Annotated in this window: 21 protein-coding genes; 9 read left to right on the top strand and 12 right to left on the bottom strand. The window is 34.3% G+C overall.

Annotation, left to right across the window (positions count from 1 at the left end; translation table 11 throughout):
• Positions 1 to 475 precede the first annotated feature (475 nt).
• Positions 476 to 1,138: an ABC transporter ATP-binding protein gene (locus ACRASX_RS14675; protein ID WP_432221763.1), complete on the bottom strand. Its 663-nt coding sequence runs from the start codon at positions 1,136 to 1,138 to the stop codon at positions 476 to 478.
• A 205-nt stretch (positions 1,139 to 1,343) separates the two neighbouring features.
• On the opposite strand from ACRASX_RS14675, the gene ACRASX_RS14670 reads away from it, so the two are divergent.
• Complete coding sequence (locus tag ACRASX_RS14670; RefSeq protein WP_432221762.1) at positions 1,344 to 1,643, top strand: hypothetical protein; 300 nt, start codon at positions 1,344 to 1,346, stop codon at positions 1,641 to 1,643.
• 3 nt (positions 1,644 to 1,646) lie between these two features.
• Here ACRASX_RS14670 and ACRASX_RS14665 read toward each other — a convergent pair whose 3' ends face one another.
• From ACRASX_RS14665 to ACRASX_RS14640, 6 genes are all read right to left on the bottom strand, one after another.
• On the bottom strand, positions 1,647 to 1,952 hold the full coding sequence (locus tag ACRASX_RS14665) for a DUF6787 family protein (RefSeq protein ID WP_066306141.1): 306 nt from the start codon (positions 1,950 to 1,952) through the stop codon (positions 1,647 to 1,649).
• 32 nt (positions 1,953 to 1,984) lie between these two features.
• Entirely contained in the window at positions 1,985 to 2,425 is a 441-nt protein-coding gene (locus ACRASX_RS14660) for a DUF6146 family protein (RefSeq protein ID WP_432221761.1), read from the bottom strand.
• Positions 2,426 to 2,488: 63 nt separating this feature from the next.
• Positions 2,489 to 3,046, bottom strand: coding sequence for a hypothetical protein (locus ACRASX_RS14655; protein ID WP_432221760.1), 558 nt, complete (start codon positions 3,044 to 3,046; stop codon positions 2,489 to 2,491).
• A gap of 100 nt (positions 3,047 to 3,146) precedes the next feature.
• Positions 3,147 to 4,097, bottom strand: a complete 951-nt coding sequence (locus ACRASX_RS14650) for a D-2-hydroxyacid dehydrogenase (RefSeq protein ID WP_432221759.1) — start codon at positions 4,095 to 4,097, stop codon at positions 3,147 to 3,149.
• Between the two features lie 211 nt (positions 4,098 to 4,308).
• Positions 4,309 to 5,379 carry a 3-phosphoserine/phosphohydroxythreonine transaminase gene (gene serC / locus ACRASX_RS14645; RefSeq protein ID WP_432221758.1) on the bottom strand — a complete coding sequence of 357 codons (1,071 nt, stop codon included), beginning with the start codon at positions 5,377 to 5,379 and terminating at the stop codon, positions 4,309 to 4,311.
• A 92-nt stretch (positions 5,380 to 5,471) separates the two neighbouring features.
• On the bottom strand, positions 5,472 to 6,536 hold the full coding sequence (locus ACRASX_RS14640) for an acyl-CoA reductase (protein ID WP_432221757.1): 1,065 nt from the start codon (positions 6,534 to 6,536) through the stop codon (positions 5,472 to 5,474).
• Positions 6,537 to 6,692: 156 nt separating this feature from the next.
• Here ACRASX_RS14640 and ACRASX_RS14635 point away from each other — a divergent pair, with 156 nt between their 5' ends.
• The 8 genes from ACRASX_RS14635 to ACRASX_RS14600 all read left to right on the top strand — a co-directional run bounded on the left by ACRASX_RS14635 (position 6,693) and on the right by ACRASX_RS14600 (position 16,445).
• Positions 6,693 to 7,043, top strand: coding sequence for a 4Fe-4S dicluster domain-containing protein (locus ACRASX_RS14635; protein WP_066306319.1), 351 nt, complete (start codon positions 6,693 to 6,695; stop codon positions 7,041 to 7,043).
• 264 nt (positions 7,044 to 7,307) lie between these two features.
• Positions 7,308 to 8,402 carry a redox-regulated ATPase YchF gene (ychF, locus tag ACRASX_RS14630; protein ID WP_432221756.1) on the top strand — a complete coding sequence of 365 codons (1,095 nt, stop codon included), beginning with the start codon at positions 7,308 to 7,310 and terminating at the stop codon, positions 8,400 to 8,402.
• A 169-nt stretch (positions 8,403 to 8,571) separates the two neighbouring features.
• A complete protein-coding gene (locus ACRASX_RS14625) occupies positions 8,572 to 9,507 on the top strand; it encodes a YihY/virulence factor BrkB family protein (RefSeq protein ID WP_432221755.1) in 936 nt (311 codons plus the stop codon).
• Complete coding sequence (locus ACRASX_RS14620; RefSeq protein WP_432221754.1) at positions 9,504 to 10,028, top strand: NADPH-dependent FMN reductase; 525 nt, start codon at positions 9,504 to 9,506, stop codon at positions 10,026 to 10,028. The genes ACRASX_RS14625 and ACRASX_RS14620 overlap by 4 nt, the downstream gene beginning before the upstream one ends.
• A gap of 6 nt (positions 10,029 to 10,034) precedes the next feature.
• Complete coding sequence (gene pncB, locus ACRASX_RS14615; RefSeq protein ID WP_432221753.1) at positions 10,035 to 11,216, top strand: nicotinate phosphoribosyltransferase; 1,182 nt, start codon at positions 10,035 to 10,037, stop codon at positions 11,214 to 11,216.
• A 158-nt stretch (positions 11,217 to 11,374) separates the two neighbouring features.
• On the top strand, positions 11,375 to 13,243 hold the full coding sequence (locus tag ACRASX_RS14610; protein WP_066306162.1) for a DNA topoisomerase IV subunit B: 1,869 nt from the start codon (positions 11,375 to 11,377) through the stop codon (positions 13,241 to 13,243).
• 163 nt (positions 13,244 to 13,406) lie between these two features.
• On the top strand, positions 13,407 to 13,658 hold the full coding sequence (locus ACRASX_RS14605; RefSeq protein ID WP_432223093.1) for a nucleotidyltransferase domain-containing protein: 252 nt from the start codon (positions 13,407 to 13,409) through the stop codon (positions 13,656 to 13,658).
• A 69-nt stretch (positions 13,659 to 13,727) separates the two neighbouring features.
• Positions 13,728 to 16,445, top strand: a complete 2,718-nt coding sequence (locus ACRASX_RS14600; RefSeq protein WP_432221752.1) for a DNA gyrase/topoisomerase IV subunit A — start codon at positions 13,728 to 13,730, stop codon at positions 16,443 to 16,445.
• 63 nt (positions 16,446 to 16,508) lie between these two features.
• Here the strand turns inward: ACRASX_RS14600 and ACRASX_RS14595 are convergent, their stop codons facing one another.
• The 5 genes from ACRASX_RS14595 to ACRASX_RS14575 all read right to left on the bottom strand — a co-directional run bounded on the left by ACRASX_RS14595 (position 16,509) and on the right by ACRASX_RS14575 (position 23,410).
• A complete protein-coding gene (locus tag ACRASX_RS14595; RefSeq protein ID WP_432221751.1) occupies positions 16,509 to 18,296 on the bottom strand; it encodes a cytochrome-c peroxidase in 1,788 nt (595 codons plus the stop codon).
• A 67-nt stretch (positions 18,297 to 18,363) separates the two neighbouring features.
• The gene (locus ACRASX_RS14590; RefSeq protein ID WP_432221750.1) at positions 18,364 to 19,845 is read right to left on the bottom strand and encodes an alkaline phosphatase PhoX; all 1,482 of its coding nucleotides are present in this window, start codon (positions 19,843 to 19,845) and stop codon (positions 18,364 to 18,366) included.
• A gap of 142 nt (positions 19,846 to 19,987) precedes the next feature.
• Entirely contained in the window at positions 19,988 to 20,629 is a 642-nt protein-coding gene (locus ACRASX_RS14585) for a 3'-5' exonuclease (RefSeq protein WP_432221749.1), read from the bottom strand.
• A 4-nt stretch (positions 20,630 to 20,633) separates the two neighbouring features.
• Positions 20,634 to 22,553: a DUF294 nucleotidyltransferase-like domain-containing protein gene (locus ACRASX_RS14580; RefSeq protein WP_432221748.1), complete on the bottom strand. Its 1,920-nt coding sequence runs from the start codon at positions 22,551 to 22,553 to the stop codon at positions 20,634 to 20,636.
• Between the two features lie 86 nt (positions 22,554 to 22,639).
• A complete protein-coding gene (locus ACRASX_RS14575; RefSeq protein ID WP_066306178.1) occupies positions 22,640 to 23,410 on the bottom strand; it encodes a TerC family protein in 771 nt (256 codons plus the stop codon).
• Positions 23,411 to 23,426 lie beyond the last annotated feature (16 nt).

Here is a 23,426-nt window from a genome sequence, read left to right as displayed (position 1 = left end):
AAAGTAAAAATTTTGTTCGAAAAACTTGTTTCCATTAACGATTTATTTGACGGCAAAAATACCACAAAGAAATCCTAAATTATAAGATTATGAGAATACTCGATTAAGACCACTTATTATCGATTAAAAACATTATTTTAAAAAATTATAAAGCTTTAACTTACAAAAAAAGTAAATAAATCATGCGGATTTGAGATGTAAAGCACGAAAATTCAACTGTTTAATGCTGTTTATCTCTACTTAACTCTAGTAGGGCTACATTTATCACAAAAAAGCTGGTAATTCAAAAAAAACATCGTTTTACGAAAGAAATTACTCTCAAAAATTTGATATTCTTTTGACTAGAAATAGTATAATTTACCTCCCATAATAAGGAAGTAAAAGAAGATACTACGTACTCAATGATACATGAGTGCGACAATCAATAAATGCCATCAAGGAGAATAGATCACAGTAAATTCGACCTATAAAACAGCTAAGTCACAATTCTACCGTCTGACATTACTAATTTACGATCGGCCATATTGGCTAATTCTTCGTTGTGGGTGACAATAACAAAGGTTTGTCCAAATTCATCTCTAAGCTTAAAAAATAACTGGTGCAAATTTTCTGCAGAAGTAGTATCTAAATTTCCAGAAGGTTCATCGGCAAAAATAACGTCGGGTTTGTTGATTAATGCTCTGGCCACGGCAACTCGTTGTTGCTCTCCACCCGAAAGTTCGTTTGGCTTGTGGTTTATTCTATGCGACAGTCCTAAGTATTCCAACAGTTTTTTAGCCTCGATTTCAGTTTCCGCTTGTTTCTTACCTGCGATATATGCCGGAATACAAATGTTTTCTAAGGCAGTAAACTCGGGTAATAATTGGTGAAACTGAAAAATGAATCCTAAGTTCAAATTTCTAAATTTAGATAATGCTTTATCGTTTAATTTTAAAATATTCTCGTTATTAATAAGTAAAGAGGTGCCGTCAGTGGTAGAAGGTTTATCTAATGTTCCTAAAATCTGTAAAAGTGTCGTTTTTCCGGCACCTGAGGCGCCAACAATAGATACAATTTCCCCTTTTTTAATGTGTAGATCTACCCCTTTTAGTACTTCAAGTTGATCGTAAAACTTATGAATATTTTTTGCTTGTATCATGGTTCAGAAACTGTTTGCACAAAGAAACAAAAGTTTCCTTCGATAATAAAACGGCTTTGGCATAATTTTTACTTAAATACTTTTAATTATAATTCAATTTTGATTTTTTAAATTTATATTTAAAAATGGCTCATCTAATGCACTAGTACAGCTTATAATTGAAACATGACTTTTATAATAATCCTTGATTGATAAAAAAATAAAAATGAATACAACAACACTAGATAAAGCGGTTCAAAGACGAAAAACAACTAAACTGCTTTTGGGTATACTGTTTGATGGCATCGGAATGCTTTCTTTTGCAATTCCTGGAATAGGCGAATTTTCAGACGTTATTTGGGCGCCATTAGCAGGTTATTTAATGACTTATATGTACAAAGGAAGAGTAGGAAAGGTGGCTGGAATTTTCACCTTTTTAGAAGAGGTTCTGCCTTTTACAGACATAATTCCGTCTTTTACATTAACGTGGTTGTACACATATTATATTCGTAAAGAAGAGAATTGATTTTTAGTTGTCTTTAAATAAAAACCCCAGTCCAAGTTTTTTGAGCATCTTTTTTTCGAAAGCCCAAAAAAAAGTAAACTGGCCAAAAATTGTTCCGATAAAAACTAATAAAATTTGATAGATAGGAAAAATAAGAATTAGACGAAGTGGTGTAAATAAAAAGCCAACGTGATCTTTGGATATTCCCAACCACAGACAAAAAGGTTTTGAAAGCCAAGCAGACGCTGAGCCTGTAATAGCAAAAACTATAAATATAACAGTAAGTTGCAAATTGGAGGTTACGCCCCAACGTTCTTTTAATCGCTTCATTTTTCTATGTAATGATTACAAATGTAGTAACATTATCTCGAAGGAACGTAACCTGCTAACCTTTGTTTATAGGTATTTTGAAAATAAATCATATAGTTGTAAATTAAATAATTTACCTCGTAACCGTAGTCGGTAGTCAGATCGTAATTTATGGTCATTTCGTATAAATTCGAATCATAACGCAGTGGTTGCAGCGCCCGACTATTCCATTCTATAATATAATTTTGATTTTTATTTTCAAGATAACTTTGCGAATAATAATTTCTAGGATAAGCTCTAGAAACGAGCCAACTGCTAAAACCAGGATCAATAATTAATACTTCATATTCTAACTCATCATTGGCAATACGAACAGTGTCGCTTACGGCAGTAGTAACGTCAGTCGCTGCAATTGCGGTATTAGTACTTGTTTTAGTTGCAGAACAACCTAGGATTATACAAAAGAGTGTGATGAAATAGAAAGAATTTTTCATTGCTAATTATTTACGAGAATGATATTCAATTTTATACATTCTATTTTTTAGAAACGCAACTTTTTACTTTCCAAAAAGCTTTCCTAAAACACTACCTAGACCTCCATTTTTGGTCAGTGCCATAGCATCTTCCAGATCTACTTTTCCATCTGCATTTTGATCCAAACCAAACTGCATTCCGTATTTATTTATTGCTTCCATAATACCCGACGATTGAGCGCTATTTCCACTTGTCAATGCAGCGATAATATCAGAAATATTAAAACTGCTATCGTTTTTATCGTTTGCTTTACCCATCAATGAACCCAGTATTTGCGGAATCATGCTGGAAGCTGCTCCAATAGCTGCAGACGAACTTAACCCAAACTTTTCAGTCAACGAACCCGAAACATTATTCGTAATCTCTTGTACTGCTGGGTTGGCACTGCTGATATTATTTCCTTGCAATAATGCCGCTAGTTGCGATAAATCACCTTCAGAAGCCATTTTTTGTAAACTATAAAAAATAGAATTTCCTGTTTCTTGCAATACCGCTTGATTGTGTTCATTGGGAATCGCATCGTTTTGTACAACAGCATCATTGCCAAACTGTTGCACTATTTGTGCTAATTGTTCTAACATAGTTTTTTAAATTAAATTTAAACTCAAAGTTACTTAAAAAAACAAAGGGATTTAGTATTTTAATACCAAATCCCTTTGTAAGTTGTATTAAATCAGTAGTTTAGTTCAACAACGAAATAATTTGCGAAGCTAATTCTGTACCAATTCTATCTTGTGCTTCTCCCGTTGCAGCTCCAATATGGGGCGTTAACGAAATTTTGGAGTGCATCAAAATTGCCATTTCTGGTTTGGGCTCACTTTCAAAAACATCCAAACCTGCAAAAGCAACTTTTCCAGAATCCAATGCTTTAACCAAAGCAACTTCGTCAATTACACCACCACGAGCGCAGTTAACAATTCCAACACCGTCTTTCATAATTTCAAATTCTTTCTCACCGATAATATAACCGTTTTGAGCAGGAACGTGTAAACTAATAAAATCAGCTTCTTTAAAAACAGACTCTAAAGATTGTGTGGTTATTTTTGTAGTAACCGATTGACCGTCAAAAAACGAAACCTTAATGTCTATTTCCGGGATAAAACTATCCGCAGCAATTACTTTCATACCTAAACCAAGCGCAACCTTTGCAGTAGCTTGACCAATACGACCAATACCAATAATACCTAATGTTTTACCTCTTAATTCTACACCATTTGCGTATGCTTTTTTCAAACCATCAAAATTGGTATCACCTTCCAAAGGCATGTTTCTGTTTGAATCATGTAAAAAACGAACTCCGTTAAACAAGTGTCCAAAAACCAATTCAGCAACCGATTCAGATGAAGATGCAGGTGTATTGATTACGTGAATTCCTTTGCTTTTTGCATAGTCAACATCAATATTGTCCATACCAACACCACCGCGACCAATAATTTTTAATCCAGGACAAGCGTCAATAATATCTTTACGCACTTTTGTAGCGCTACGAACCAAAACAACAGCAATGTCATTTTCGTTTACATAATTGGCTACTTGTTCTTGCGCTACTTTTGCTGTAATTACTTCAAATCCACCTTTTTCTAAGGCAAGAATTCCACTTTGTGAAATACCGTCGTTTGCTAATACTTTCATTTCTTTTTATTTTTTTTCGTCTGTTTTTTAGTTGTTTTCAACCAATTAGTACAAACAATTATCTTATTATTTACGTATTTAATTAGGAGCTTTTTCCAGCTATCATTCCAATCTTTTTTATTGTAAAAAACAATAAAAAAGGATTTTCCCTTCTATCTGGGCTAGGACTCCTGTAGTCACATCTAGTTTCGATTTGCATTGAAATTAGAATTTAAATCTTGCTTGCTAAAGCTTTCATTACGTCAACTAGTACTTGCACACTTTCTATTGGCATAGCGTTGTAAATAGAAGCTCTGTAACCACCAACCGAACGGTGACCTGCTATTCCAGAAATATTGGCTTCTTTCCACATTTGATCAAATGTTTCAGTATGCTCTGGGTTAGTAAGTAAGAACGTAACATTCATAGTCGAGCGATCTTCTTCTCTTGCCGCTCCTTTAAACAAAGGATTGCTATCTATTTCATTGTAAAGTAAAGCTGCTTTTGCATTGTTTAATTTTTCAAGAGCTGCAATTCCACCTTTTTCTTTAATCCATTTTAAGGTCAATAATGATGCATATATAGGAAAAACAGGAGGAGTATTATACATACTTTCTGCTTTTACTTGTTTAGCGTAATCCAACATACTTGGTATCGTGCGACCGCTTTTACCAATAATTGATTCTTTAATAACCACCAATGTTGTTCCTGCAGGTCCCATATTTTTTTGAGCGCCAGCATAAATAATATCAAATTGAGAAAAATCAATCACTCGAGAAAAAATATCCGAACTCATATCACATACCATCGGTACATTTGTTTTTGGAAACGATTTCATTTGTGTTCCAAAAATGGTGTTATTACTGGTGCAATGAAAATAATCAGCATCAGCAGGAATTTCGTAATCTTTAGGGATATACGTATAATTAGCCTCTTTTGATGAAGCAACGATAACAGTTTCACCAAAGAATTGAGCTTCTTTGATTGCGTTGGTAGCCCAAGTTCCTGAATCTAAGTAAGCGGCCTTTCCGTTTTCTTTCATCAAGTTATACGGAACCATTAAAAACTCTAAACTCGCTCCTCCCGAAAGAAAAAGTGCTTGATACCCCTTTCCTTCAAGGCCTAATAATTCAATTGCAAGTGCTCTAGCTTCTTCCATTACGGCAACGAAATCTTTACTTCGGTGCGAAATTTCAAGAATAGATAAACCTGAATCGTTAAAATTTAAAATTGCTTGTGCTGATTGGTCAAAAACTTCTTGTGGTAAAATACAAGGTCCTGCGCTGTAGTTGTGTTTTTTCATGGTTGTAGTTAATGCGAAAATTTAAGATGCAAATTTCGTTAATAGATGTCTAAAAAGCGTTAAAAATTTCGCATTAATTGTCAAATTTTAACTTATGTTATTAACAAAAACGATATAGTATCGACATTATCTGCATAATTCCATAAGTGAGGAAGTTGAGTTTGACCAAAATTAATACTGTTTTCAATTAAATTATTGCTCACAATGCACTGAATTTGTTCAGTATCCGACACTAATCGTTCTCTGATTTCATCTATGTCTTCGTAAAATTCATAAAAAACGCTAGAAATAGGAGAGGCGTAGCTTGTATCTTCTTTTATGGTAAGAAAACCATTGTCTAATAATTTAAAATCACTCATTAAAAAAACAGCTTTATTGTAATCATAATTATTCGCATATTTTTCATAATGAATAACATCTTGATAGGCAAAAATAGCTTCAAAAAAAGAGTCGAATTTATAGCCTTTAGGAACAAATAGCTTCGAAACATTGCGACAGCCCAACCCGAAATAGCGAAAAATATCCTCACCTAGCGCAAGTAATTGTTCTTTACTTTCAGTTCCATCTAAAACAGCAACCGAATTTCTGTTTTTACGAATAATAGAAGGTTTGTCTTTAAAATAATACTCAAAATAACGGGCCGTATTATTGCTGCCAGTGGCGATTACGGTATCAAAATTTTCTAATTTTCCTTCCACAAAAGTAATGCGATCGGCTAAGCTGTCGTCGATAGCAATTAAGTATTTGGCTAAAAAAGGCAATAAATGTTGATCGTTAGAAGACGTTTTAACCAAAACTGAATTTCCGGTAATTAAAACCGATAAAAAATCGTGAAACCCAACCAGCGGAATATTTCCTGCCAAGATTAAAGCAACAGTTTTAGGTGTGCGCTGGTCATTAATTGTTGGATAATTAGACAACCACTGCTCTAAATTAGCTTTTGTTAAAGCATTTGCCCAAGATTGAATGGCAAAATAAACTTGCTCGGGCGTGTACCAACCATTGTGTGATTGGGACAACTGAATTAGATTTACAAAATCTTCAAAAAACAAATCGTTGTGTAAAACATCCGATTTTTTTATGGTATTGTGTTCTGAAAATTGACTTAAGAAATTTCCTAATTCAACAAAAACACTATTTTTTGTTTCTAATGTCATAATTCTTGTATATGAATAGTTTTGATTGTAATTTTGCACAAAAATAAGCATAATTAAGACGAAAGTCAAAAAGCATCAAGGGATAAAGAGATAATTGTCTTGGAGCATTTAAATGATTATGTAATTGGACACAACAAAACTTTAAGAGTAGAAAAGATGGCAATAATTATAACCGACGAATGTATCAATTGTGGGGCTTGCGAACCAGAGTGCCCAAATACAGCAATTTATGAAGGTGCTGACGATTGGAGATATAAAGATGGAACAAAGTTAACTGGAAAAGTAATTTTACCAGACGGAACAGAAGTGGATGCAGAAGACGCACAAACCCCAATTTCTGACGAAGTATATTTTATTGTTCCTGGAAAATGTACAGAATGTAAAGGATTTCATGATGAGCCACAGTGTGCGGCTGTTTGTCCAGTAGATTGTTGTATTCCAGATGATAATCACGTAGAAAGCGACGAAACATTATTGAATCGTAAAGCATTTTTGCATAACGAATAAACTGTATTATAAATAATAATATAAAAATCCTGAGCACATCGCTTGGGATTTTTTGTTTCTAATTCTTAAATATATTTGATATTGCTTTTAGAAAAGCAGCAAATAAAGATTAATGCTAAAAAATTATTCGGCATCGTGGTTTTAAATGGTATATTTGCACACTTTTAGAATAAAATATGAAATTTTGCAGCGATAGTAATGTGTAAAGAGTTTTTATACAAATTATGAATCGGCTCCATACTATACAAACAAATTTATCTACAGATGAAAGCAGGAATTGTAGGATTACCAAATGTTGGAAAATCAACTTTATTTAATTGTTTATCAAACGCAAAAGCGCAAAGTGCTAACTTTCCTTTTTGTACAATCGAACCTAATATTGGTGTGGTAAATGTACCAGATCCCCGTATTAATAAGTTAGAGGAACTTGTAAAACCAGAGCGTGTACAAATGGCAACTGTTGATATTGTTGATATTGCAGGTTTAGTAAAAGGAGCAAGTAAAGGCGAAGGTTTAGGGAATCAGTTTTTAGGTAACATTAGAGAATGTAATGCAATTATTCACGTTTTGCGTTGTTTTGATAATGATAATATTATACACGTAGACGGAAATGTAAATCCGATTCGTGACAAAGAAACCATTGATATTGAGCTGCAATTAAAAGATTTAGAAACGGTTGAAAAACGTTTAGAAAAAGTAAATCGTGCAGCAAAAACAGGAAATAAAGAAGCGCAAACTGAAAAAGCACTTTTAGATAGAATTAGAGAATCATTGTTGCAAGCTAAATCAGCACGAACAATTATTCCTCAAAATGCTGACGAAGAAGAATTAATGGAAGCGTTTCAATTAATTACTGCAAAACCAGTATTGTACGTGTGTAACGTAGATGAAAATTCTGCTGTCGACGGAAATAAATACGTAGATCAAGTTCGCGAATTAGTGAAAGATGAAGATGCTGAAGTTATTATTCTTTCGGTAGGAGCAGAGGCAGATATTACCGAATTAGAAAGCTACGAAGAGCGTCAAGTTTTTCTTGAAGACATGGGTTTGACAGAGCCAGGAGCATCTGTTTTAATTCGTGCAGCTTATAAATTACTAAAACAACAAACGTATTTTACGGCTGGAGTAAAAGAAGTACGTGCTTGGACCATCAACATCGGTTCTACTGCGCCACAAGCTGCAGGGGTTATTCATACTGATTTTGAAAAAGGATTTATTCGTGCCGAAGTAATTTCTTTTGAAGATTACGTTCATTACGGCTCTGAAGCCAAAGCCAAAGAAGCAGGTAAATTTAAGGTAGAAGGTAAAGAATATATTGTAAAAGATGGTGATGTAATGCATTTCCGTTTCAACGTGTAAACTTTAAATTTTTACATATATAAATATAAAATAGGACTTTTAGGAGTCCTATTTTTTTTGAAATTAAACCAAACCTTTCCGCTTTTACATAATTTCCACAATTGCAAGACATTCATTTTTTCAAACATTTTAATTAATTATATTTGAGCGTAACTGTAAATTGAAAACTTTGAAAATAAAAAATTCTTTTCAGAAATCATTCCATCTTTTAAAAGATGCTGCATTGGCTTTTGTAGATGATAACGCAATCAAATTGAGTGCTGCTTTGTCGTACTATACTATTTTTGCATTGCCGCCCTTACTGATTATCATCATTACAATTTGCGGCTTTTTTTTCGGACAAGAAGCAGTTGCTGGACAATTATACGGTCAAATTAGAGGGATGGTTGGAAATGATGCTGCGCTTCAAATTCAAGACGCCATCAAAAATGTTACTTTGTCTGATAGTAATGTTTTTGTATCTATTTTTGGGGTTATTATGTTAATCATTGGAGCTTCAGGGGTTTTTGCTGAAATTCAGAGTTCTATCAATTTTATTTGGGGCATTAGTGCTAAACCCAATAAAGGAATCAAAAAATTCATTCAAAATCGCTTGATGTCTTTTTCGATGATTGTTTCGGTTGGATTTTTAATGTTGGTGAGTTTGCTGTTAAATACTGTATTAGATTTAGTAAGCGACCGTATAAAACTGTATTTCCCAGACAGCTCATTTTACTTTTTCTATTCTCTAAATATTTTCTTCGTTTTTGCTACCATAACGTTTTTATTCACGATCATTTTTAGAACCTTACCAGACGGAATTATACGGATGAAAGATGCGCTAATTGGTGCTTCATTTACGGCTGTTTTGTTTATGATAGGCAAATTTGCTATCGGGTATTATCTAGGAAGCTCTACGGTTGCCTCTGTTTATGGCGCTGCAGGATCAGTTATAATTATATTGGTTTGGGTTTATTATTCGGCTATAATTCTGTACTTTGGGGCAGAGTTTACAAAAATTTACGCCCATACATATGGTGGTGACATTCATCCAAACAAATACTCAGTCGAAATTAAAAAACAAATTATTGAGATTGATCCAAAAACCAAAACGACTGAAGCATGAAAATAGTAGCCTTTGGAGGAAGCAATAGTAAAAACTCCATCAATAAAAAACTAGCGACTTATACGGCAAATTTATTCAAAAACGCACAAGTCGAAATATTAGATTTAAACGATTATGAAATGCCTTTATTTGGCGTGGATTTAGAAGAAAACATTGGTCAGCATAAGTTGGCACAGGCTTTTTTGGATAAATTAGCAACAGCCGACTGTGTTGTAGTTTCTTTAGCGGAGAATAACGGAAATTACTCGGTTGCTTTCAAAAATATTTTGGATTGGTGCTCTCGAATTACCAAGAATATTTTTGCAGATAAAGAAATGTTGTTAATGGCTACTTCGCCTGGAGCGCGTGGTGGAGCATCGGTTTTAGATATTGCCCATAATGCTTTTCCTAGGTTTGCAGCTGATATAAAAGCAACCTATTCTTTACCGAATTTTAATGATAATTTTGACCTTGAAAAAGAAGAAATTAGTAATATCGAATTGCGAACAGCACTCGAAAAATTGATTGCCGATAATTTTTAAAAATATATGACTTCAGTACAATTACATTCTATTTTAGATAATGATTTTTACAAGTTTACAATGCAGCACGCTGTCATTAAGCTTTTCCCAAATGTAAAAGTTCGCTATGCTTTTATCAATCGCGGCAAGCACGTTTTTCCTGCTAATTTTGCCGTTTTACTTCGTGAAGCTGTAGATGCCATGGTACATTTAAAACTAACCGTGCAAGAAAAGAAATTTCTAGCAGACAATTGTCCATATTTAGATCCGACTTATTTAGATTTTCTACAAGGGTATCAGTACGACCCAACCGAAGTGAAAATCGAACAACATGAGGGCGAGCTAAAAGTGATTATCGAGGGGTATTGGTACCGAACTATTTTATGGGAAGTTCCTTTGATGGCATTAATTTCTGAACTTTTTTATGTGGCCCAGCAAGATTTAGTTCGAGTGGATGATGAGGAAGTAAAACGAATAACCAAAGAAAAAATTGAGAATTACAATGCTTTAGGTGTGGTTATTTTAGAATTTGGAACGCGTCGCCGCCATTCTTACAAAGTGCATCGTTTGGTTAATGAAACTTTGGATACTTTTGGTTCTACTAGTTTTTTAGGAACAAGTAATGTGCATTTGGCCATGTTGCAAAACAGAAAACCATCGGGAACACATGCACACGAATGGTTTATGTTTCATGCGGCGCAGTATGGTTTTAAAGTAGCTAACGCGATTAGTTTGGAGAACTGGACTAAAGTGTATCAAGGTGACCTCGGAATTGCACTTACAGATACCTACACTACAGATGTTTTTTTAGAACAATTCAATAAAAAATATTCTAAACTTTTTGATGGTGTGCGTCACGATAGCGGCGACCCAATTGAATTTGCAAAAAAGACAATTGCACATTACGAACAAATGGGAATTGATCCTAAATCAAAAATTATTGTGTTTTCTGATTCTTTAAATTTTGAGAAGGTAAAAGTAATAGCCGATTTCTGCAGAGGAAAAATTAAGATGTCATTTGGGATCGGAACCAATTTTAGTAACGACGTAGGTTTACGACCAATGAATATGGTAATTAAACTGACTGATACAAAACCCGAAAATAGCCATTGGGAAGGAGTAGTAAAATTATCGGATGAGAAAAACAAACATACCGGAACCCCAAAAATGATTGCTTTGGCGCAACAGGTTTTAGGAATTGAACATTAATTTTTTTGTATAAAAACAGTTTTTTTATATTTTTATTGAGTCAATTTTTTACGGAACGCTTTTTTTGCTTTTTTAGTGCAAATTATGGGTAACTTTAAAAAATTGACTTTTATCTTTTATCGATATATAGTACATTAGCAAAAAATCCAAATTCATATATGTTAGAGCAAAATCAGTACACGGAAGATAATATTCGTTCACTCGACTGGAAAGAACATATTCGTATGCGTCCCGGTATGTATATCGGAAAGTTAGGAGACGGATCTTCTCCCGATGACGGTATTTACATTTTGCTTAAAGAGGTTTTGGACAACTGTATCGATGAATTCGTTATGGGTGCAGGAAAAACAATCGAAGTTACAATTAAGGAAAAAGTAGTTACAGTTCGCGATTACGGTCGTGGGATTCCGCTTGGAAAAGTGGTCGATGTAGTTTCAAAAATGAATACCGGTGGAAAGTATGATTCTAAAGCCTTCCAAAAATCAGTAGGATTAAATGGAGTAGGAACAAAAGCAGTAAATGCGTTGTCTGATTATTTTCGTGTAGAATCGGTTCGTGATGATAAACAAAAAGCAGCCGAATTCTCTGCAGGTAATTTAGTTTTAGAAGAAGAAATAATTACTACAACAAAGCGAAAAGGAACTAAAGTAACTTTTACGCCAGACGAATCAATTTTTAAAAATTTTAAATTTCGATTAGAATATGTGATCAAAATGGTCAAAAACTATTGTTACTTGAACAATGGTTTGACGATTATTTTTAACGGAGAAAAGTATCTTTCGGAAAATGGTCTTAGAGATTTATTAGAAGAAACCATTAGTGCCGACGATTTAGAATATCCGATTATTCATTTGAAAGATCACGATATCGAAATTGCGTTAACACACAGTAAAACACAATATAGCGAAGAATACCACTCTTTTGTAAACGGTCAAAATACTACACAAGGAGGAACACACTTGGCGGCTTATAGAGAAGCAATTGTAAAAACGATTCGAGAGTTTTACAACAAAAGTTTCGAAGCATCAGACGTTCGTAAATCGATTGTTAGTGCGATCAGCATCAAGGTTATGGAACCTGTTTTTGAATCGCAAACTAAAACCAAATTGGGTTCGATGGATATGGGTTCTGATGATGGAACGCCTGCCGTTTCGGTTCGTACTTTTATCAACGACTTTATTAAAACTAAATTAGACAACTATTTACATAAAAATCCGCCGACTGCTGAAGCCTTGTTGCGTAAAATTTTGCAAGCAGAGCGCGAGCGTAAAGAGTTATCAGGAATTCGAAAATTAGCGACCGATCGTGCTAAAAAAGCGAATCTTCACAATAAAAAATTAAGAGATTGTCGGGCGCACCTTCCCGACACTAAAAACAGTCGAAATTTAGAAAGTACGCTGTTCATTACCGAGGGAGATTCGGCTTCGGGATCGATTACAAAGTCGCGAGATGTAAATACACAAGCCGTTTTTAGTTTGAGAGGAAAGCCTTTGAACTCGTACGGAATGAGCAAAAAAATTGTGTATGAAAACGAAGAATTCAATTTATTGCAAGCCGCTTTGGATATCGAAGATGGGTTAGAAAAATTGCGTTACAATAATATCGTAATTGCAACCGATGCCGATGTCGATGGAATGCACATTCGATTGTTATTGATTACCTTTTTTCTTCAGTTTTTTCCAGAGTTAATCAAAGAAGGCCATTTGTATATTTTACAAACGCCACTTTTTAGAGTTCGAAATAAAAAGGAAACGATTTATTGCTATTCTGACGAAGAGCGTAGAGCTGCAATCGAAAAATTAAAACCAAAACCAGAGATTACTCGATTTAAAGGTTTAGGTGAAATTTCGCCCGATGAGTTTAAAAATTTCATTGGAGATACCATTCGATTAGAACCTATTATGATGGATAAAAACACGTCTATAGAGCAATTATTATCCTTTTATATGGGAAAAAATACGCCAGATCGACAGGAATTTATTATCAAAAATTTGAAAGTTGAATTGGATGCAGTTGAAGAAGTTTAAGGTATGGAAAATCTGAAATCTTAGTGATTTTAGAAGTTATTTTAAACGAATATGTTGCCGCTTTTATCAAGTTTGAAAATAAAATAAAAAATTATTTGTAATGTTTGGTATCTATCCTAAAAGTTATCGTGAAATTCTAGAAATATAAGAAAATTGCACTTCTATCGACGAAGTGGTAATTTATGGTTCACGTGCTAAAGGAACTTGCAGAGAGGGATCTGATATTGATTTGACTATTTTGGGAGAACCTACAAAATCAGATTGCGATAAATTGTGGCAAGACTTAGATGATAGTTATATTCCATATAAATTTGATATTTTAGTTTGCAGTAATTTAAATTCAGATAGTCTAAAAGAACATATACAAAGAGTGGGACAAACTTTTTACAAAAGGAATAAAAACAGAGATGATTAAGAAGAATTCCCTTAAAATATAGAATAGTTAAATTTCAGGTTAAATAAAATAATTCCCGAAGCACAATAAATGAAAGACGAAGAAGACGATAACAGCATTCCAAACAACGAAGAAAATAATTCTGAAGAAAATTCTATTGATGAAAATCAAGGAGAAAATCATGAGGAAGAAATTATTGAAGTAGAAGCGAAGCACTTTGAGGGCGGACATTTTTACGAAAATAATAATGAAGATGGCGATACCATTACCAAAGTAACCGGTATGTACAAAGATTGGTTTTTGGATTATGCATCGTACGTTATTCTAGAACGTGCTGTTCCTGCCATTGAGGACGGATTTAAACCTGTTCAACGTCGCATCATGCACTCTTTAAAAGAGTTGGATGATGGTCGATACAATAAAGTAGCCAATGTTGTGGGCCACACCATGCAGTATCATCCGCACGGAGATCAGAGTATTGGTGACGCTATGGTGCAAATTGGTCAAAAAGATTTATTAATTGACTGTCAAGGAAACTGGGGAAACATCTTAACAGGCGACGGTGCGGCGGCTTCTCGTTACATTGAAGCGCGGTTGTCTAAGTTTGCTTTGGAAGTTTTGTATTCGCCAAAAATTACTGATTGGGGCGTTTCATATGACGGTCGTCGTGCTGAACCAAACAATCTTCCGGTAAAGTTTCCGTTGCTTTTAGCACAAGGAGCAGAAGGAATTGCAGTTGGACTTTCCATGAAAGTATTGCCACATAACTTCAATGAATTGATAGATGCGTCGATTAAAATTTTAAAAGGTAAAGCGTTTACAATTTATCCCGATTTCGTTACCCAAGGTATAGCCGATATTTCTAATTATAACGATGGACTTCGTGGAGGACGTGTGCGTGTACGCGCGAAAATTTCGCAACTGGACAAAAATACACTGGTGATTACGCAAATTCCGTTTTCGACCAATACAACGACATTAATTGATAGTATTTTGAAAGCCAACGACAAAGGCAAAATCAAAATCAAGAAAATTGAAGACAATACTGCGGCCGATGTAGAGATTCTAATTCATCTTTTTCCAGGCGTTTCTCCTGATAAAACCATCGATGCATTATTCGCATTTACTGCTTGTGAAACTTCAATTGCGCCTTTGGGTTGTATTATCGAAGACAATAAACCGTTGTTTATTGGAGTTTCTGAAATGCTGAAAATTTCGACCGAAAGAACCTCTGATTTACTTCGTCAGGAATTAGAAATACAGCTAGAAGAACTAAAAAATAAATGGCATTTTTCTACTTTAGAAAAAATCTTCATCCGTGAAGAAATGTATATTGATTTTAAATTGTACGGAGATAGAGAATCATTGTATAACTATTTATATGATCGATTTGAAGTTTTTAAAGCTTCATTTGTTAGAGAAATTAACGATGAAGATTTGAATCGATTAACGCAAATCCCGATGATTCGTATTACTCGTTTTGATTCTGATAAAGCCGATGATGTAATCGCTAGATTGGAGGACGAAATGAAAGAAGTAGAACATCATTTAGCCAATTTGATAGATTTTGCAATTGCTTATTTTTCTAAATTAAAAGAAAAATATGGCAAAGGTCGCGAGCGTCAAACCGAGTTACGTATTTTTGATGATATCGAAGCGACTAAAGTAGTGCTGCGAAATACAAAATTATATGTAAATCGCGAAGAAGGATTTGTAGGAACGAGTTTGAAGAAAGACGAATACCTGACGGATTGCTCGGATATTGACGATGTAATTGTGTTTTTACGTGATGGTAAAATGATGATTACCAAAGTAGATGCTAAAACGTTTGTGGGTAAAGATATTATTCACATTGCTATTTTTGATAAAAGCGACAAGCGCACCATTTACAATATGCTGTATCGGGATGGAAAATCAGGTCCATCTTACTTGAAACGATTCAATGTTTCTGGAGTTACAAGAGATAAATTATACGATTTAACCAACGGAAGCACTGGTTCACAAGTTGTGTACTTTTCTCATAATCCGAATGGAGAAGCAGAAGTAATAACGATTATTTTACGTCAGGTGGGAAGCATTAAAAAATTGAAATTTGACGTTGATTTTGCCAATTTAGCGATAAAAGGGCGTGCATCTAAAGGGAATTTGGCGACAAAATATCCAATCAAAAAAATCGAACTAAAAGAGAAAGGAATTTCGACTTTATTGCCAAGAAAAGTTTGGTTTGATGATACCGTAAAACGTTTAAACGTCGATGGTCGAGGGGAATTATTGGGAGAATTTAAACCCAATGATAAAATTTTAATCATCAGTCAAGCCGGTAAAGTCAAAGTTATTATTCCAGAATTATCGACTCATTTTGAAGAAGATATGATTATCTTGGAAAAATGGATTCCAAAAAAACCAATTTCGGCAATTTACTATGAAGGTGAAAAAGCAAGGTATTATGTAAAACGTTTTTTAGTAGAGAATGAAGGTAAAGAAGAAAGCTTTATAACCGAACATCCAAATTCGCAACTTGAAATCGTTTCTACGGATTATCGCCCAGTGGCTGAAATTGTTTTTGCAAAAGTAAAAGGAGTTCAAAAAGATAATTTGAATGTTGAGATTGAAGAATTTATAGCGGTAAAAGGTTTTAAAGCGTTAGGAAATCAATTAACGGCAGATAAATTAAAACAAGTCAATTTGTTAGAACCGTTGCCGTATGATGAGCCCGAAGAAGAGATAGAAGAATCAATTGCTATTCCTGATTCTGATGTAGAAACCCAACTCGAAGATGACGGTCAAATCGGTTTAGTTTTAGATTAAAAAATAAAAAAGCGCTGAGAATTTTTCAGCGCTTTTTGCATGTACTATAATCTCAATTTGAATTTATTGTTGGTACTTTTTGTCGGTAAGAGTTTTCATAAAGGCAACAATCGCTTGTTCTTCTATTTTAGTCAAATTTAATTCGTCAAAAGGGAGCGTTTGGTTGTCAACTTTTAATCCCAGTCCTTTGCCGCCGCCTTTGTTGTAAAAATCGACTACTTCTTCTAAAGTTTTAAAAACGCCATTATGCATATATGGAGCAGTAACATTACTATTTCGTACCGTCGGTGTTTTAAAAGCCCCAACAAGTTGCGGCAATTTATTATACAGGTAAAGACCAACATCTGGACTTATTTTTTTACTAGAAGCATCGTTCGGAGTACCAATTACTTCATGTTCTGTTTTAGCATAATTAGGAGGAACTGTTCCGTTAAACAAAGGAGTAAAATGGCAGGTTGCGCATTTTGCTTTGCCCATAAAAAGATTCATTCCTTTAATTTCCTGATTGCTAAGAATGTTTTCATCTCCTCTCATATATAAATCGAATTTTGAATCGAAAGCGTTTAAGGATCTTAGAAAGCTTGCAATAGCATTCTGAATTTGCCAAGCTTCTGTCTCGGCTGTTTTTGGATATGCTTTTTTGAAAAGCGTAGTATAGACGTCATTTAGTAAGATCTGTGCGTGAATGTCTTTTAAAGAACCGTGCATTTCATCTTTATTTTCAATTACAGCTAGACTTTGTTTTTCTAAATCCAATTGGCGCATGTCCCAAAATTGTGCATTTTGTAAAGAAGAATAGGTTAGAGTAGGCGTGTTTCGCATTAAAGTGCTGCCATTGAGCGCAACATTGGTTTGCAATCCGTCAGTGAATGCTTTTTCAGGATGATGGCAAGTCGCACAACTTCGATCGTTATTCTTAGACAAATTAGTATCATAAAATAATTTTTCGCCTAAAGTTGCTTTTTCTTTCGTAAAATTATATCCTTCTGAAAGTACAAATGCATTAACATTAAACGCATCTTTATCGAATAAGGTGGCGACACTAGCTTTCAACGGACTGCTTTTTTTTACGTTTTTAAGTTGTTGTTCATCCTGAAAAGCTTTTAATTTTCTGGAAATCGGATTCAGATAGTGTGTGATAAAAACGGCTCGGTCGAAAGCGTTAAAATCATTGTTTTCTTTGCAGTACTGATTTGCTTTTTGAGTTAGCTTTTTTAAATCAAATATTATTTTACTGCCTTTATTAATTTTTTCAAGTGTGTTCGGAATGCCACTTAAACTTTCGCCTGCTTCTGGAATGGAAGATTGTAAAAGAGGACTGTCAAAACCAGTGATTCCTAAAGAAATTACTCGAAATACATTTTGCTGAAGTGCATGTAAAACATATTCATCACTCATGGTAATTACTTCAAAAGTGTTTTTTAACTGTTTAATATTGGATAAAAAAATAGTGGTTTCCCGTATTAAATCTTCTTTATTTTGAATTCTATATTCTGGATAAATAAGTTCTTCCATGACCTGAAATCCATGCGGTTCAAAAGCTCGATTTTCTTCTAATTCCAATTCATCCAATGCGGGGCCATTCATAAATCGTGCAGTTTCTGGCATAAAATACTCAACTGCCCATTCTACTTTTTTATATGCCAAACGTGATTTTTTAAATTGAGCAATAATTTCAGCCTTTGATTGGTTTGCAGTTACAATTTTTTGAAATTGTAGCATGTCATTGTTTAATTTGTTAAAATCAATGATTAAATCTTGCTTAACAGTCGTTTTTGAAGGTTGGTTTTCTTTGCAAGAGAAAATAGTACAAAAAATTAATAGTGAAATATAGTGTTTGAGTTGTATCATATTATTTTAAAAGAGAACAACCCCTATCAAAATAATAAGGGTTGAAAATTGTTTTTAAGAGGTAGTGTTAACGTTCTACATTTCTAATAATAACGGTTTGTCCACCTTCTTTGTTTTTGTTTATTCCTGATCCATCAGCGTTTTTGAAGGCATCAAGTTGCCAAGTGTGGGAATGAATGTTTACTGTAAACGTATTTGGAACTCCAATTATGTTTGAGATATCTTCCATTGAGCCAAATTCCCAACTTCCAAAACGCATTTCACCCGACTGATTATAAGAAGCATTCCAAGCTGCATCTGTTCTTTTATGATTCATGTTTAACCAAGGTTTATTTTGTTTGGATGCAATATTGTACTGCCAGATGTACGAATCGTGTTTCGCATCGGCATAATAACTGTCACCGTCTTCTTGAATGTACACGTAGTTTTCGGTCACACAAATATTATCTGGATTAATGATTCCGGTTCCTGGAGTACTGTCACCTTCAACTACCAATTCCAAAGTTCCTTTCAACGGATTAGTCGCATCCATTTTCAATTTATAAACTCTTCCCCACATCGTAAATCCTTCTACTGGATTATTAGCAGATGATTGACCAGTTGCAGTAAAATATACTTCTCTATTGTTGCTGGCGCTTCCTTTTCGATAATCCACATCTTCCACTCTAGAGAAGCGAATCGCTCCCAAGGCATTTACAGTGGTGTTAATTTCTGCACCAGTTAAGTTCTTAGCATTCGGAATTTCAACAAACGAAACAGGATAGGAATTGTTTAACGTTATAGTGGTTTCTACCTGATTGCCATCTGCTCTTTTTAAAGCATATAATTTACCATTAGATAAATCACCAATTGTATTGCTCATGTACATAATTAGTTGTCCAGCACTCGCATGTGAAGTCGAATACGATTGGTCTTCTCCTATAATAATAATTGTTTTTCCAGGATAAGCTTCTTTAGGTAAGGGCACCGCATTTTCCATACTTGCTTTTCCTAGAGCAGGTAAAACTCTGTCTTTTCTACTTTTGTCAGTTGAGGAACCTAGCGGATCGATTCCGTGTACCATACTTTCCTGACCGCTTTCGCCAGCAGTTAAAAAAAGAGGACCAAATCCATGAATTTGTGGTGTAGCAAGTGTGGCGGAGCACAAGCGAGTTAAACCACCAATACCATCTACAAGGTAATCTCCTTTTACAGGTTTAAAGGTTTTATCCAAGTACACTCGAGACACCGATTGCAGTATTTCATGATTAGTAATTAAAATATAGCCTTCGCTATTTGGATCTTTCATTAATCCAGCGCCGTCAGGTTGCGCTCCATAAATAAAAGAAGGAGATTCAGGCAATACATCAGCACTAGTGAGTAGCGTACTGATCTTAAGATTTTCAAAACCACTCATTGCATATACAAAAGGTGGAATTTTGGATTGAGAAGTAAAATCAATCTGTGGATTGACGGTAGTAGCGCCGTTCGTGTCATCATTTTGACAACTTAGTACCAATAGACTCGTAACTGCTGCTAAAGCGGTCGATTTTAAAAAATTACATTTCATGTTGTTTTGTTTTTTATTTGAAGCAAAGCTATTGCTCCAAAACAAAACAGGTGTTAAGCTAGTTTTTTATAATTGCTACCAAATAAGCAGTTTTGTATTACTAAATTGTAAAATTCAGTGGTAGGTATAAAAGTTGAAGATGTTAGACAAACAAATCAGCCAACACCGTTTCTTTATTATCTCTTAAACGTTTTATGATTTTTAAAAAAGCAATGGCAGTAATATAAGCATCGCCCATAGCAGTGTGACGGTCTTTTTTTGAAATGTCAAATTTATCAGCAAGATCATCCAAAGTATAATGCTCTTTGCGCTCAAACAAATGCGATTTTAGTAATGTCTTTTTATATAAAATAGCGGTGTCTAAAATTCTGTTTTTTAATTTAGGCAAACCATTTCGCTCCAATGCCTTGTTAATCATGGTAACGTCAAAATTAGCATGATGTGCAACAAGTATAGAATCTCCCACATAATCCAAAAGCAACTGTAATACTTGTAATTCGGATCGATGGTATAAAACATCACTTCTTAAGATTCCGTGAATTTGTGCTGCATTACTGTTGTAAATATCTTGATCCATATAGTGCTCAAAACCAGTTTGCAAATTAATGGTATCGTTTTGTAAAACAAGCGCGCCAACACATAAAATGCGATCCTTTTCATAATCAAAACCAGTAGTTTCGGTATCTAAAACAACAAAACGACACTCGTTTATTGGAAGCTGTAATTCAATAGCAATTTCTGTTTCTCGAGTTTTCCAAAATTTTAGTTTATCTAACAAGCTCATAACTTTATCCTAATATATTCGCATTATTAAATCGAATTGAAATTAATTCCTGCAGTTCCTTAATAGTTTTAAACGTACTTTTTAGTTTTATTTTTTCAGTTTTTGAAAGTGTTTCTAGCGCAATAAACTGCCCAGAATCATTGTGTAACAATCCTTGCTTGGTTCTAAATTTTAATAGCGCTTTAAATGAATAGGCACAAGACAAAAATAATTCAGAATTTTGAGGTTCTAGATCAGCTAATTTCTCAAAACGTTCGGCAGTATTGCTTATCGATTTTACTGAATGAGATAGAATTAAAACACGAGCCGCATCGGTTAACGGCATTAAAGCTCTTCGTTTTACATCAAATTGATCCTTATTCACCCCATTTTGTTCTACTAAAAATTGTCTAAAAAAGCCAGTTGGAGAAGGGTTTTGAAGCGCACCACTAACCAAATGGCGGTAAAAATCTGGATTTTCTTTAACGATTTCAAATATAGATTCAGACAATTCGTTTACAATTTTAGAATCGCCATACGTTAAACTGTAATCAAAAAAGATAAAGGACAGTAAGACTTCATCTTTACCTGGATTGGTAACCCAATACTGCACCTGATCTTTCCAATCGTCTAAACTCAGGCACCATTTTCGATTCGAAGCCATCATTTCGGCGGGACAATAATCGTAACCAATATGGAGCAATCCTTTATTGACCAACACAGCAAATCGTAAAAAGAAAGATTTAGTTTCTGCTGAAAGATCCTCAGAAACATTTTCATAAACGATTGCATTGTCTTGATCGGTGTGCAACATTTGTTCGCTTCTTCCTTGACTTCCTAACGCCAACCAAGCAAATCTAACTGGAGGTGGACCGCTCATTTTTTTCATCGAAATTTCGATTACTCGCGTAATACAAGCATTGTTTAATTCGGTTATAATTTTAGCGATCAATTGCATCGGAATATTTTGATCTAAATAACCTTGCAACAATTGTGTAATTCGAGCGCGAATGGGTTTAATTTCTTTAATTTTTCTCACTCTTTTCAAAGCCTTAATTAATACCGCAGGATTATTACCAAGTGTTAGCATTAAATCGTGTTTAGACAAAACACCGACTAATTTGGTGTTGGGCGTTCCATCTTTGGTGATGCACAAATAACTAATATTACCTTTCATCATTGCCATTTGCGCCTCAGTTACCGTTAATTTTTTCGGATAAGTGAGTACAGGCGAAGTCATTATTGTTTCTGCAGGAGTGGTTATAGGAAATTCTCCCGTAACGATTTTATTTCTTAAATCTTTATCGGTAATAATACCCACGGGTAAGTTTTCATCAACAATTAAAATTGCTCCAACTTTCTTCTCCGTTAATAATTGAGCAATTTGTTTAGCCGTAGTTAAGCGACTGCAGGTTACAATTTTTTTTGAATACTTAACTGGTTGTAGATCAAATATTTCTTTATCAGAATGTTTTTCATGCTCCAAAAGTTCACCATACAAATTATCCTTATGAATATCAGAATATGGATTTTTGGTGTTGGAAGCATAACTTTCAATCAAAAAATTTCCAATCGCTTTATTTTCTTGGGCAAAGGGTTTAAAGATAGCAATGGGAATGGAGTATAAAATACTTTCCTCGTAAGCGCGTGCTTCCATCACATAATTTTCTTGTGCTAAAAGAGGACGTAATCCAAAAATATCTCCTTCATCACACATGTCCAAAATATCACTGGTGTGACTCTTTTTTAAGGCAACAGCTCCTTTGTGCACTACATAAAAACAATCGTGCGTTTTGTCATTTTCAGCAAAAATAACAGCATCTTTCTCTTTATAAACAATCGAAATTTGTTCGGATAATTGCTCCAAATCTCTTTGTTGCAAAAATGTAAAAGGAGGGAAGCTTTTTAAAAAATCGGCTACCCTTTGCGAAATTGTATTTTTCATTGTAATGCGTTCTTTTAAATCAAGTAAAGCTAAAAAATAAAATAAAAAAAGCCCCATTCTGGAGCTTTTTAAAAAAATATCTTGAACTATGTTCTTTTCCTCATTTTCATATTCACAAACTCGACCGCAACCGAGAAGGCTATAGCAAAATAGAGATATCCTTTCGGAATTGCGCCAATATGCTCTTCTAACAAATTCGCGTTCGACAAGTGCATACTTTCTGTAATTAACATGAATCCAATTAAAATTAAGAACGAAAGTCCCAAAATTTGAATAGAAGGATTTGCATTGACAAAATTCCCAACAGGAACCGCAAAAATCATCATTACTGCAACCGAAATAACTACAGCAGTAATCATAATCGTTAACGCTCCGGTCACACCATTGGTCATTCCTACAGCTGTTAAAATAGAATCGACAGAAAAAATCAAGTCAATTAGTAAGATTTGAACAATAACATTCGAGAACGTCTTTTTAGCCGCCGTTTTTAACGTTATTTCTTCTTCTCCTTTATGATCGACTTTTTCACTAATTTCCTTCGTACTCTTGTAAATCAAAAATAATCCGCCGCCAAATAAGATCACGGCTTGACCAGTAAAATCGGCCGAAAACCAGCCCCAATCAACACTAAACAATGGCTTTTTCATTGCAATCAAATAGGAAATTCCCATAAGCAAGGCAATACGCATGAACATCGCTAAAAAGAGACCAATTCTAGTGGCTTTTTTGCGTTCCTCTTCTGGTAATTTACCAGTGACAATCGAGATAAAAATGATGTTGTCGATTCCTAAGATAATTTCTAGAAAAGTCAACGTTAACAATGCAACCCATGCATCCGGATTTAAAAATACTTCCATTCGTTTTTAGAGATTA

This window comes from Flavobacterium sp. TMP13, from assembly GCF_050847115.1.
GTDB lineage: Bacteria > Bacteroidota > Bacteroidia > Flavobacteriales > Flavobacteriaceae > Flavobacterium.
This window is presented reverse-complemented; position numbering and strand designations above follow the sequence as displayed.